This is a genomic window from Abyssisolibacter fermentans (assembly GCF_001559865.1).
GTDB classification, from domain to species: Bacteria; Bacillota; Clostridia; order Tissierellales; family MCWD3; genus Abyssisolibacter; species Abyssisolibacter fermentans.
This window is the reverse complement of record NZ_LOHE01000060.1, coordinates 1-14,101: the sequence shown is the minus strand read 5'-3', so window position 1 is coordinate 14,101 and position 14,101 is coordinate 1. Positions and strand designations below refer to the sequence as shown.

The 14,101-nt window shown below is 30.2% G+C and carries 12 protein-coding genes; all 12 read left to right on the top strand.

Annotated elements, in window-relative coordinates; all coding sequences use genetic code 11:
- Positions 1–75 precede the first annotated feature (75 nt).
- The 12 genes from AYC61_RS10450 (at position 76) to AYC61_RS10395 (ending at position 13,878) form a co-directional block, all read left to right on the top strand.
- A complete protein-coding gene (locus tag AYC61_RS10450; protein WP_066501400.1) occupies positions 76–1,197 on the top strand; it encodes an ABC transporter substrate-binding protein in 1,122 nt (373 codons plus the stop codon).
- Between the two features lie 5 nt (positions 1,198–1,202).
- Positions 1,203–2,108, top strand: a complete 906-nt coding sequence (locus tag AYC61_RS10445) for a branched-chain amino acid ABC transporter permease (protein ID WP_338026045.1) — start codon at positions 1,203–1,205, stop codon at positions 2,106–2,108.
- 15 nt (positions 2,109–2,123) lie between these two features.
- The gene (locus AYC61_RS10440; RefSeq protein WP_066501396.1) at positions 2,124–3,152 is read left to right on the top strand and encodes a branched-chain amino acid ABC transporter permease; all 1,029 of its coding nucleotides are present in this window, start codon (positions 2,124–2,126) and stop codon (positions 3,150–3,152) included.
- A 4-nt stretch (positions 3,153–3,156) separates the two neighbouring features.
- The gene (locus AYC61_RS10435; RefSeq protein WP_066501389.1) at positions 3,157–3,918 is read left to right on the top strand and encodes an ABC transporter ATP-binding protein; all 762 of its coding nucleotides are present in this window, start codon (positions 3,157–3,159) and stop codon (positions 3,916–3,918) included.
- Between the two features lie 4 nt (positions 3,919–3,922).
- Entirely contained in the window at positions 3,923–4,630 is a 708-nt protein-coding gene (locus AYC61_RS10430) for an ABC transporter ATP-binding protein (RefSeq protein WP_066501383.1), read from the top strand.
- A gap of 28 nt (positions 4,631–4,658) precedes the next feature.
- A complete protein-coding gene (locus AYC61_RS10425) occupies positions 4,659–5,150 on the top strand; it encodes an L-2-amino-thiazoline-4-carboxylic acid hydrolase (protein ID WP_066501380.1) in 492 nt (163 codons plus the stop codon).
- 22 nt (positions 5,151–5,172) lie between these two features.
- Positions 5,173–6,159 (top strand): dihydroxyacetone kinase subunit DhaK, encoded by a 987-nt coding sequence (gene dhaK, locus AYC61_RS10420; protein WP_066501377.1) that lies wholly within the window; start codon positions 5,173–5,175, stop codon positions 6,157–6,159.
- A 2-nt stretch (positions 6,160–6,161) separates the two neighbouring features.
- Entirely contained in the window at positions 6,162–6,800 is a 639-nt protein-coding gene (gene dhaL, locus AYC61_RS10415; RefSeq protein WP_066501372.1) for a dihydroxyacetone kinase subunit DhaL, read from the top strand.
- A 129-nt stretch (positions 6,801–6,929) separates the two neighbouring features.
- Positions 6,930–8,666, top strand: a complete 1,737-nt coding sequence (locus tag AYC61_RS10410; protein ID WP_066501370.1) for a sigma 54-interacting transcriptional regulator — start codon at positions 6,930–6,932, stop codon at positions 8,664–8,666.
- A gap of 842 nt (positions 8,667–9,508) precedes the next feature.
- A complete protein-coding gene (locus AYC61_RS10405; protein WP_066501367.1) occupies positions 9,509–11,437 on the top strand; it encodes an aconitate hydratase in 1,929 nt (642 codons plus the stop codon).
- 16 nt (positions 11,438–11,453) lie between these two features.
- Positions 11,454–12,452, top strand: a complete 999-nt coding sequence (locus AYC61_RS10400; RefSeq protein WP_066501364.1) for an isocitrate/isopropylmalate dehydrogenase family protein — start codon at positions 11,454–11,456, stop codon at positions 12,450–12,452.
- 70 nt (positions 12,453–12,522) lie between these two features.
- Complete coding sequence (locus AYC61_RS10395) at positions 12,523–13,878, top strand: citrate/2-methylcitrate synthase (protein ID WP_066501359.1); 1,356 nt, start codon at positions 12,523–12,525, stop codon at positions 13,876–13,878.
- The last annotated feature ends 223 nt before the right edge of the window (positions 13,879–14,101 follow it).

Genomic DNA, 14,101 nt, shown 5'->3' with positions numbered 1-14,101 from the left:
CATCATGGTAGTATTGATATATATTCATTAAATACTATAAGATACCAATAAAAATCTAAAAAGGAGCTGAGAAGTTTGAAGAAAATAATTGTTGTTTTGCTTACAGTCTTAATGGTAGTATCTTTGTTTAGCGGGTGTACACCAAAAGAAAGTGAAGTAGTTAAATTAGCAATAGCTGCACCTTTAACAGGAGATTTTGCTGAATATGGTACTGGATTTAAAAATGCTGTTGAATTAATGGTTGAACAATGGAATTCGAAAGGTGGAGTACTTGATAAAAAAGTTGAAGTAGTAGTATACGATGACAAAAACAATGGTGAAGAAGCAGCTACAATAGCAGAGAAAATCATTGGGGATTCTGATATAGCAGGAGTTGTTGGTCACTTTGCGAGTGGTGTTTGTATGGCGGCTTCTCCAACTTATCAAGAAGCTGGTATAGTAGAAATATCTCCATCTGCTTCACATCCGGATTATTCAAGTGAAGGCGATTATATCTTCAGAAATAATACAGTAATAAATGTAGAAGCTAAAGAAGCAATTGAAATTGCAGTAAAAGCACTAAATGCTAAAAATATTGGTATATTATCAGTAAAAACTGACTGGGGAACAGCAACTGCAGGTATAGTTAAGGAAATTGCAAATGATTACGAAGGTGTAAAAGTAGTTGAGCATCAAGAAATAATTGATGGAACAGTTGATTTCAGTCCAGTTGTTACTGCATTTAATGAAGCTAAGCCGGATGTTGTAATAGTGGTTGGAATGTATAATGTTCTTGCTCCTTTTGCAACTCAGTACAAAGCGGTAAATCCTGAAATAAACTTTGTTGGATTTTCAAATGCTTATAGTCAAGAATTAATTAATCTTGGTAAAGAATATGTTGAAGGTGTTTATTTACCAGCAATATTCTTCCATGGTAGTGAAAATGAAAACATTAAGAATTTTGTTGAAGCTTATGAAGCTAAATATGGTTCAGCACCTAGTAGTTTAACAGCTCAAGCATATGATTCAGCTGGCATTATCTTATCTGCAATTGAGAATACTAGCTCAATAGATAGATCTGCTATTAAAGATGAATTATATAAAATTTCATATCCGGGAGTAACAGGTCAAACAACATTTAATGAAAAAGGAGATGCACAAAAAACATTTGCTTGGTTAAAAGTTGAAAACGGTGCTTTCGTTGAGGTATCAAAATAGGATGATTGAAAAAACCGAAGGGTGGGGATACTTTGCTGTTTCAACAGATATTTGACGGATTAACTTTGGGAATGGTTTATGCACTAATAGCTGTAGGATACTCACTAGTTTTCGGTATATTAAGATTGGTAAATTTTTCTCATGGCTCAGTTTATGCATTTGGTGCCCATATAGCTCTTGTAGTTGCAGTTTCAATGCAATGGGGAATATTTCCTGCATTACTAATTAGTATAATTGCGACTGGCTTTCTTGGAATACTAATTGACAAACTTAGTTTAAAGCCTTTAAGAGAAAAAAAATCAAAACCAATTGCAGCGTTAATAACGACTATTGGTGTTTCGTATATAATACAAAATTTATTGATGATAATATTTGGAAGTCAAAGTAAATGGTTCCCTAAAATATTTAATTATGGAATTATAAAGTTGGGAAGTATCAGTGTGAATTCAACTCAATTATTTATTTTTCTTGTTTCTCTATTATTACTAATTATTCTAACAGTTATAATACAAAAGACTAAAGTAGGATTAGCTATGAGAGCTGTAGAACAAAATCCAAAAGCTGCTCATCTAATGGGGATAAACGTAAATTATATAGTTTCTTTTACTTTCTTCTTAGGTGGTGCATCAGCTGCAATTGCTGGAACTCTGATCAGTGGATATTATCAAGTTGTTTATCCAAATATGGGTTTCATTGCAGGATTGAAAGCGTTTTCGGCTGCTGTTTTAGGAGGAATAGGAGTATTATATGGTTCTGTTATTGGAGGGCTTGTAGTAGGACTATCTGAAAGTTTTGCAGTATCATATTTTGGCGGTGGATATAGAGATGCAGTAGCGTTCGTAATCCTTATTTTGGTTCTAATTATTAGACCAAAAGGTATATTTGGTAAAAAAGATATTACTAAAGTATAAGTAAAGGGGCGCAATATGAAGAATAAAATCATAGGAAATATAAATAGTTTAATAAATGTAATAGAAAAGAAAAAAACAGTAAAATATTCTGTATATGCTGCAGCATTGCTAATAATGTTTCTGATTCCCAAAATTGGTCTTCCAATGTTTATGGTAAGAATTTTAACCATGATTGGTATGTATGTAATTCTTTCATTAAGTTTGAATTTAATTACAGGCTATACTGGTCAAGTTTCAATTGGACATGCTGGTTTCTGTGCTATTGGTGCATATACATCTGCGCTTATCAGCTTGAATTTTGGGCTTAACTTTTTTATAACAGCTTTATTAGGTGCTCTGGTAGCAGGTATATTTGGTCTATTATTAGGGCTCCCGACTCTTAGGTTATCTGGAACTTATTTAACAATTGCAACATTAGGATTTGGAGAAGTTATAAGAATGGTCATACTCAACTGGGAAAGCTTAACTAATGGACCTTTAGGAATAACAAAAATACAAAGACCGGTATTTTTCGGAATTGAGTTAACGTCGCTCAATGGAGGATTATTTTATCTAGTATGGGTATTAGTTTTTATAACAACTGTAATTATATACAGAATAATTAGGTCAAAAATGGGCAGAGCTTTGATGGCAATCAGAGAAGATGAATTGGTTGCAACACTCATGGGTATAAAAACAACTAATCTTAAAGTATATGCATTTATTATATCAGCATTCTTTGCTGGATTAGGTGGTAGCTTTTATGCTCATATGATTAGATACATTGATCCGAATACTTTTACTTTTGATACTTCTATTATGATTATAAGTATAGTAATCTTTGGAGGTATGGGTACAATTAGAGGTATGTTTTTAGGATCGGCTTTACTGATTTCTTTCCCAGAAGCACTAAGATTTTTACAGGAATATAGATTTGTAGTGTTTGGATTGATATTAGTGTTAATGATTAGGTACAGACCTCAAGGAATTTTAGGTGGTCAAAGTAAAAGAGATTACAAAATGCCTGAAGGTGTTAACTTAGATAGCATAATGAAAGAGGGTTGATAATATGGCGTTGTTAGAAGTAAAAGATTTATCAAAACATTTCGGTGGCTTAAAAGCTGTTGATTCAGTAAGCTTTAAAGTAGAGAAAGGTGAAATAATAAGTATTATAGGCCCTAATGGAGCAGGTAAAACGACGATTTTCAACTTACTAACTGGTGTTTATAAAACAACTTCAGGAAAAATCATCTTTGATAATAAAGAAATTCAAGATTTAACTCCGCAAGAAATTGTAGGTCATGGTATTGCAAGGACATTTCAAAACATTAGATTATTTAAAGAGTTAAGAGTAATAGAAAATGTTTTGATAGGTATGCATATTAAAACAAATTATAATTTTCTTGATATTTTACTAAGGACAAAGAAATATAAAAAACAAGAAGTTGAAAAAACCATTGAGGCAATAAGAATACTAAAATCTATAGGTTTAGGAGATAAAATTAACAACTATGCTATGAATTTGCCATATGGAGATCAAAGAAGATTGGAAATAGCAAGAGCTATTGCAACGAATGCAAAAATTATATTACTCGATGAGCCAGCAGCAGGCATGAATCCACAAGAATCTGAAAATTTGCTAAATTTCATTAAAGAACTTAGAGATAAGGGATATACGATTATTCTAATCGAGCATGATATGAAGGTTGTTATGAATATTTCCGACAGAATATATGTAATAGATTATGGTAAGAAAATTGCTGAAGGTTTGCCACAAGATATTGCAAACAATCCAAAGGTTGTTGAAGCATATCTAGGAAAAGAGGTGTAATTAGATGCTTAAGATTGAGAATTTACACACTTATTATGGGAATATTCATGCTTTGAAGGGAATTGATTTAGAAGTAAATCAAGGCGAAATTGTTACTTTGATTGGTAGTAACGGTGCAGGAAAAACTACTACTTTAGCTTCTATAACAGGACTATTGAAGTCAACAAAGGGAAAAGTTATTTACGAAGATAATGATATAACAAACAAAACTCCTTCTGATATTGTTAAAATGGGAATAAGCTTATCGCCTGAAGGTAGAGAGGTTTTTCCGCAATTATCAGTAGAACAGAATTTAAAATTGGGAGCATTTATAAGAAATGATAAAGAAGGAATAAAACAATCTTTTGATAGAGTTTACGATTTATTTCCAAGGCTCTTTGAGAGAAAAAAGCAAACTGCAAAAACACTAAGTGGTGGAGAACAGCAGATGCTTGCTATTGGCAGATCCTTAATGGCGGAACCAAAACTGCTTATGTTAGATGAGCCGTCACTAGGACTTTCACCAAATCTTGTTTTAATGATATTTGATTTAATCAAATCAATAAGTGAGCAGGGTACGACGGTTCTATTGGTAGAACAAAACGCAAATATGGCATTATCTATTGCTGATAGAGGATATGTTATTGAAACTGGTAAAGTAACAATTAAAGGTAATGCTAAAGATATGCTCAATGATGAAAACATCAAAAAAGCTTATTTAGGAAGCTTATAAATAAAATAAAAGAATGGAGGAAAAGATAATGAAAGAAACAATGAAAGAAACATATACTAAACAAGAAGTAATAGATATTTTAAGTGCAGCAATAGAAGATAGAGCAAAGTGGTTTTATTTAGTTCTTAAATATGCAAAAGAAGAGGGAGCAGATGTAAAAAAAATAGCAGAAAAAGCAATTTGGGATTTTGGTGTAGACAAAGGAAATAAATTTGGTCCTAACTGTAAAACTGCTGATGAATTATTAAATAAAATACACAGTGGACCTGCAATAGGAGCATTTTCAATGGAAATAATCGAAGAAGGCGAAGACAAAAGTGTTATGGAATTTTCAAGTTGTCCATTAGTTGACCAATGGAAAAAGTTGGGATGTTCAGAAGAGGAAATAGGTACATTATGTGATTATGCTTCATGTGGTGATTTCGGTTTAGCAAGTGTTTCTCCTGATCTTAATCTTGAATTTGATGAGCTGTTAAGTAAAGGTGGAAAATGCTGTAGAATGATTATAACAAAAAAATAATCTATTACTAGAGGTGTTTATGATGAAAAAAATTATTAACCATCCGGACAATGTTGTTTCTGAAATGCTGATGGGTTTAGAAAAATCTAATCCTGATGTGGTGTATTTTAGTGAAGTTGAAGTAATAGCAAGAAAAGAAAAAAAGACTAACAAAGTAGGTTTGGTTTCAGGTGGAGGAAGTGGTCATGAACCCGCTCATGCAGGATATGTTGGATATGGAATGCTTGATGCTGCTGTTAGTGGAAATGTATTTGCATCTCCAAGTCCTGACAGAGTTTTAAAAGGAATTCAAGAAGCTGATACAGGTGCAGGAGTACTTCTTGTTATTAAAAATTATTCTGGAGACATCATGAATTTTTCAATGGCTAAAGATTTAGCTGAAATGGAAGGTTTAAAAGTAGAAACAGTAGTAGTGAAAGATGATGTTGCTGTTGAAGATAGCACTTATTCAACAGGAAGAAGAGGAATTGCAGGAACTGTCTTTGTGCACAAAATAGCTGGGGCTAAAGCTGAAAAAGGAGCTTCATTAAAAGAAGTAAAAGAAACAGCTCAAAAAACCATAAAAAATGTTAGAAGTATTGGAATGGCAATGACTCCATGTATTCTACCTGCTATAGGCAAACCGGGTTTTAATTTAGATCACAATGAAGTTGAAATTGGAATGGGTATTCATGGTGAACCTGGAGTTGATAGAACAAATTTAAAAACAGCTAAAGAATATGCAGAAATTATGGTTGAAAAAATATTAGCTGATTATGATTATTCAGGTTCAGAAATTGCATTAATGATTAACGGCTTAGGAGCAACTCCTTTAATGGAATTGTATATTCTAAATTATGAGGTTACCAAAATACTTGAAGATAAAGGAATAAAGCTTTATAAAACATTTGTAGGAAACTTCATGACATCATTAGAAATGAGTGGATGCTCGATAACATTTCTTAAACTTGATGACGAACTGAAAGAATTATTAGATTTTGAATCAAAAGCTCCGGGATTGAGGGTGTAAATATGAAAAAGGGATTAAATACGAAAGACGTAGTTGAAGTTTTGAAAAGAATTGCTAAACGTATAGAAGAAAATAAAGACTATATAACTGAATTAGATGCAATATTGGGAGACGGAGATCATTGGGCTAATATGAATATGGGCTATCAAAAAATAGTTTCTATTGAAGATGAGCTTTTAAAATTAAACTTGGCTGATTTATTAAAAAAAATTGGTATGACTCTTATGTCAACTATAGGAGGGTCATCAGGTGTGTTATATGGCGTAGCGTTTATAACAGCTCATAAAAGCTTAATTGATGTAGATGAAATAGATGAGCTAAAAATCTATGAGGTTTTAAATAGTGGTTTAAATGCTATGATGGAAAGAGGAAATGCTAAACCTGGAGATAAAACTATGATAGACACGTTGTATCACGGCGTAAAAGCATATAAAGAATCTCTAGATAATAAAGAGAAATTTGAAACTGCAATAAACAAAATGGTAAAATCAGCTGAAGAAGGAATGAAGAGTACGAAAGATATGGAAGCTGCAAAGGGTAGAGCATTCTACAGAAATGATAAAGGTGTTGGTCATATAGATCCAGGTGCTGTAACAATGTACTATCAATTAGAAGAACTTGCCCAATATATTTTGATGTGATATGATAGAGCATATGTTTATGCTCTATCATAAATATATACTAATTTTGATATTGAGAAGTAGAATTTTCTATTATCAACTCTTAGCTAATTTTAGTGCCTTGAGTAAATCGAAAGGAAGTATGTTGATATGAAACTTGAATTGATACAGGATACTGTTGTAAGTATAGCAGAAGCTATAGCGAATGTTTTAGACATAGATGTTATTATAGTTGATCATGAGTGTAACATTATTGGTAACACATATAAGCATATGGTTAGCAGTGAAATAATAGTTGATGAAAAATCTGTAGTGGGACAAGTTATTGCTACAGGGAAAGCTGCTTCATATATAGATATAAATCAGTCGTTGCAGTGTCGTGAATGTCAATATTTAAATGATTGTATTATTCAAGGAATGATAGCAGTACCTATTTATTATGAAAATGTAGTTATTGGATCAATAGGTACTATTATTAAAGATAAAAATGTTCAAGAGAGAATAAAATTAAATATAGATGGAATAGTATCTTTTTTAGAAAAAATGGCAGATTTAATTAGTAGTAAGCTCAAAAATATCGAAGATTATAAGAAAATCGAATTAATAAATAAAGAAAAAGAGTTAATTATTGAAACTATTACAGATGGAATAGCTTTTATAGATAATGAAGGTAAGATTATATATTCGAATAATGTATTCAAGGAATATTTTAATGTAGATTCATCAATAATTAATAAAAAAATAACAGATATAGTACCTCATAATGTTATAGAAAGATTTTTATATAACAGAAAAAATATATTTAATAAAATAATTACAATAGATAAATATAACGTAGAATTCAAAGGGTTAATTACATGTGTTAATACAAAAGTGAATGATGATGTTTTTGGAACTCTAATAATATTAAAAAAAATAGAAGTAGCATACAAAGTTATAAATGAATTGTCTAACAATAAATCTCTTGCTACATTTGATGAAATTATTTGTAAAGACGAAACAATAAAAAACATAATAAGAGAAGCAAAAAAAATTGCAATTACAGATAATAATATATTAATAAAAGGTGAAATTGGTACTGGAAAGAAAATGTTTGCAAATGCAATTCATAATTTTAGCAGCAGAAAAGATAATTACTTCTTTGTTTTGAACTGTAATGAAATATCTAGAGACAATTATCTGCTAGAACTTTTTGGTATAAGCAAAAATGGAAAAAATATTGGAAAATTTCAGTTGGCGAATAATGGCACAATAGTATTTGATGAAATATGTGAGTTGCCTTTAAATATACAAAATGATTTACTTAATTATTTAAATACAGGACAAATTGAATTAGAAAAAGGTGTTATTGTAAAAGATATAGATGTTAGAATTATTGCTACGACTAGTAAAAATATAGAGAAATTAGCATTAAATAGAGAGTTCAATGAAGAATTATTTTATAGATTAAATTCAACGAATATTTCAATTCCACCTCTCAAGGATAGAAGCAGAGAAGATTTTGATATGCTTGTAAAACATTATATTAATGTATTTATAAATCTTTTAAATAAGAAAGATATAGAAATTAATGAAGATGGATTAGAAATACTATTTAAGTATCAGTGGAAAAGCAATATAAAAGAACTGAAGAAGATAATTGAGAGAATTGTGTATCAGACAAATGAAAATATTATTAGTGAAACACTGATTAAGAAGACACTTAATATATTTAGTAGAAATAAAAAAACAGTAAAGATCAAGAAATTTGATGAATATGAAAAAGAAATATTAGAAAACGCTTTAATGCAGTATGAAGATAGTAAGAATGGAAAATATATAGTGGCTGAAAAGCTAGATATAGGAATAGCAACATTGTACAGAAAAATTAAGAAATACAATCTTTAATTTTGATCTTAATTTTGTCAAAATTACTAACTACTTAAATAATAAACATGACTTAATTCTTATGCATTTTTTAGTCCTTAATTAAAGAATAAACTTTAAAGTCCCTTAATTTTAGAATAATTCTAAATTAGGGCTTTTTTTAAGCTGAGAATCCAAATTTATTTTGTGTGTATTGCTACTCCTAGGAATAAAAGTGGGTAGGAGTTTCATATATAAAAATTATAAATATATATGGCTAAACATGTATTATTCTTTAAGTTATTAATAATTTGATAGTCTAATATTTTGTATTATATAGTAACATAAAAGCACCTGATTATGATGCAAGAAATAGAAAACGTGTTGCATATCACTATTTTATATCTAAAAATTAATAGTAATAATATAACGGGATTAATAAAATGCAAAATCATAATACTATATCAAAAATTAAATTCATTATATATAAATTACGTCAACGTGACTTGGAAAAAGTTATGTTACTAAATTTTATTCTTTATAAAGGACTAACTGAAAATGAAAATTATAAAGTTCATGAAACTAATAAATAATGCTAATATGTAACTAAAACAATTTTGTTATAGGATAATAAAAAATATTAAATCTATATAATATTATACAAATAATAGCAAAAATATTGAAGCATAATTTAATATTCTACTATATAAAATATAGTTATTTTCACATGTCATTTAATGAATAAAATCTCTTGACATACTATAAGTATACAAGTATAATTGTATACAATAACTAATTAAAATGACGTAACAAATTAAAAACAATTCATAACAATGGAAAATATAACCAAAGGAAGGGTTCAAATAAATGAAAGGAAGGTTTGTATGAAAAAAAGCTTAGTATATAAAATACTAGAAAAAAACCTATTAGAGGGATTATTGAAAGAAGGAAAAGAAGTCTCAATTAAAGTTAATCAGACATTAACACAGGACTCAACAGGAACAATGGTTTATTTACAATTAGAATCTATGGGGATAAAAAACATCAAAACTGATTTATCTGTAGCATATATAGATCATAATACACTTCAATCTGGATTTGAGAATGCTGATGATCATGAATTTATTAAATCAGCGGCTGCAAAATATGGGATTGTATTCTCTAAGCCGGGAAATGGCATATGTCACCAATTGCACCTAGAGAGATTTGGTAAACCGGGAGATGTGTTAATTGGTTCAGATAGTCATACTCCTACGTGTGGTGGTCTTGGAATGCTAAGCATAGGATCAGGAGGGCTAGATGTTGCAATAGCAATGGCAAAAGGGTATTACTATTTGAAGGTTCCAAAGATACTTAACATTGAATTAAAAGGGAAATTGAATTCATGGGTATCTGCAAAAGATGTAATATTATATGTATTAAAGGAATTAAGCGTCAAAGGTGGAGTAGGATATATAGTTGAATATTCTGGTGAAGGTGTAAAAGAACTATCAGTAACGGATAGAGCAACAATTACAAATATGGGAGCGGAACTTGGTGCAACGACTTCAATTTTTCCAAGTGATGCTGTAACTAAAGATTTCTTAATAAAGCAAAATAGAGAAGCTGATTTTACTGAAATATATGCAGATGAAAATGCAGTATATGATAAAAAAATAATAATTAATTTAGAAGATATAAAACCAATGACTGCTAAGCCACATAGTCCTGATAATGTTGTTTGTGTAAAAGACATAAATGAATTAAAAGTTGATCAGGTTGCAATTGGAAGTTGTACTAATTCTTCATATACTGATTTAATGAAGGTTGCTAAAATTTTAAAGGGTAAAAAAGTTCATCCTGACGTAAGTTTAGTTATTTCACCGGGCTCAAGCAATATAATTAAAATGATGTCAGATAACGGAGCTTTAGGTGATTTGATCTGTGCAGGAGCAAGAATACTTGAAGCAGCTTGTGGTCCATGTATTGGAATGGGACAGGCACCAAAGACAAATGCAATATCACTTAGAACATTTAATAGAAATTTTAAAGGTAGATGTGGTACAAAAAATGCTGATGTTTACTTAGTTAGTCCTGAAACAGCGGCTGTTTCAGCTATAACTGGATATTTAACTGATCCATCTAACTTTGGACAAATGCCTTTGGTTGATATACCAGATAAATTTGATGTTTATGAAAATTATTTTATATATCCAACTGAAAATAGAGATAATTTAGAGGTAATAATGGGTCCAAATATTAAACCATTCCCAGTTAATCAAGGATTAAACGAGATGATAAATGGAAAGGTGTTGTTAAAAACAGGTGATAATATTACCACTGACGATATAATGCCATCAAATGCTAAATTACTACCTTTTAGATCAAATATACCTGAGCTATCTAAACATTGTTTTGGGACTATTGTAGATAATTTTGATGAAAGAGCAAAGAATAATGATGGTGGAATTGTCATTGGTGGTGAAAATTATGGTCAAGGCTCAAGTAGAGAACATGCAGCACTTGTTCCTCTTTATCTTGGTGTAAAAGCAGTGATAGCAAAGTCGTTTGCTAGAATTCATAAAGCTAATTTGATAAATTCGGGAATAATTCCTTTAGTTTTTAAAGATAAAGAAGACTACGATAGATTTGATGAATTTGATGATTTAGAACTAGAAAATATAATAGAAGCACTTAATAATAAAGAAGAATTAAATTTAATTAATAACACTAAAAAAATTACTACCAAGTTAATATTTAAAGGTTCAGATAGAGATATAGAGATTTTAAAGTGCGGTGGATATTTAAATTATGCAAAAGGATTAAATAACTAACTAAGAAGGTGATTAAATGTATAATATAACACTCATACCTGGAGATGGAATAGGACCTGAGGTTACGGATTCAGCAAGGAAAATTATAGATGCAACTGGTGTAAATATAAAATGGGATGTTGTAAATGCTGGAGCAAGTGTATATGAAAAGAGGGGTGTACTAGTCCCAGATGAAGTTTATAGCAGCATAGAAAAAAATAAAATAGTTCTAAAAGGACCTATTACTACACCTATTGGATGCGGATTTAGAAGCATTAATGTAATGCTTAGAAAGAAATATGACTTATTTGCTAACATTAGACCTGTTAAAAAAATAAATGGATTAGTTACACCGTTTAATGATATAGATTTGGTTATATTTAGAGAGAATACTGAAGGACTTTATAGTGGTGTGGAAAATCAAAGGGACAACGACACTGCTGAGGCAATAAAAATAATAACTAGAAAAGCATCTATGAGAATTGCAAGAGAAGCTTTTATATATGCAAAAAATAACAATAAGTGTAAAGTAGCTGTAGTTCATAAGGCTAATATTATGAAGCTTACAGATGGACTGTTTTTGGATTGTGTAAGAGAGGTTTCTATAGACTTTCCTGAGATTGAATTACAAGAAGTTATTGTTGATAATATGTGTATGCAATTAGTGATGAATCCATCAAAATATGAAGTGATTGTAACTACAAATTTATATGGGGATATTTTATCTGATTTATGTGCTGGACTTATTGGTGGTTTAGGACTTGTACCTGGAGCAAACATTGGAAATGATATTGCCATATTTGAAGCAGTTCATGGAAGTGCACCAGATATTGCGGGCAAAAATCTAGCAAATTCTATAGCAGTAATTCTTTCTGGTGCAATGATGCTAAATTATATAGGCGAAAAAGAAAAATCGAATTTGATAATAAATGCTGTTCATAAAACAATAAGTGAAGGTAAATATCTTACAAAAGATTTAGGAGGAACAGCTTCTACTACAGATATGACTGATGCTATCATTGAAAACTTAAGATGAATTTAAAAATGAAACTAGCATAAAACAAATACGTTAACACGTATTTGTTTTAAATAAGGGGGTAAAAAAATTGACTAAAGACTCCTTTACAAAATTATTTGATGAGTTAACCATAATAGCCGAGAAGAATAATTTAATAAAACCGGAGTTATATAATATGTTTAATATTAAAAGAGGATTAAGAAATAGTAATGGAACTGGTGTTAAGGTGGGGTTGACTAAAGTTGGCAATGTACAGGGATATAAATTTGAAGATAATAAAAAAATTCCAATGGATGGTGAGTTATTTTATAGGGGTATAAAGGTTACGGATTTAGTTAAGGGATTTCAAGAGAAAAGACGATATGGATTTGAAGAATGTGTATATTTACTGCTTTTTGGAGAGCTCCCAACACAGACTAAACTTGATGAGTTCAATGAATTACTTGATGAATGGAGAATGCTACCTGAGGGGTATACAGAAAATATGATTCTTAAAATTCCTAGTAAGGATATCATGAATAAATTACAGAGAAGTATATTAGTACTATATTCTCATGATGATAAACCGGATGATACTAGTGTAAAAAACCTCTTACTACAAAGCATAAAACTTATAGCAAGATTTCCAACAATAATATCATATGGGTATCAAGCAAAAGTTCATTATTTTGATAAAAAAAGCTTATTTATACATTCTCCTCAAAAAGGTATAGGTACAGCTGAAAATATATTATTTATGATTAGGCAGGACAATAAATATACAAAAGTAGAGGCGGAAACACTAGATTTATGTTTAGTTATTCATGCAGAACATGGTGGGGGTAATAACTCTGCGTTTGCTACTCATGTTGTATCTTCCTCAGGAACAGATACTTATTCTGCTGTTGCATCAGCTGTTGGAGCCTTGAAGGGACCAAAGCATGGAGGTGCAAATATTAAAGTAAGGGAAATGATTCAAGATATAAAAGAGAATGCTACAAACTGGAAAGAAAGAGGTATACTCAAGGACTATTTATTAAAGATACTAAGAAAAGAAGCATTTAATAAAGAAGGCTTGATTTATGGTATGGGTCATGCTGTGTATACGAAATCTGATCCAAGGGCTGTACTTTTAAAGAAAAAAGCCGAGGAGCTTGCTATTGAAAAGGATGCAGTTGATGAATTTAATCTATATAAAAATATTGAGGATTTGACCATTGAAATATTTAAGGAATTAAAGGGACAAGATGCTATTATATGTGCCAATGTAGATTTATATTCTGGATTTGTATACGAGATGCTAAATATTCCAGAGGAACTTTACACACCTATTTTTGCTGCTGCAAGAGTACCTGGATGGTGTGCACACAGAATAGAGCAAATTGTTAGTGATAAGAAGATTTTAAGACCAGCATATGCAAATGTAGACATAGGTAGTAAATACATTTCGCTAGATCAAAGATAATTTTAAAGAGTATTGATGATTTTATAGAAAGAAAAGGAGATTACCTTTTTCTTTTTTATAACAATATTAATTTATTTTGATGTGTTACTCTATATAAAATCTTTGTATTGCATTTTCTTTAAAGAAATTAGTAATCTATATAATAAAAAATTCTGTAAAGAACTAATATAAATTATCCCTGATTATTCGAATAACTTTGAATAATATGCTGTAGGTTTCTGAA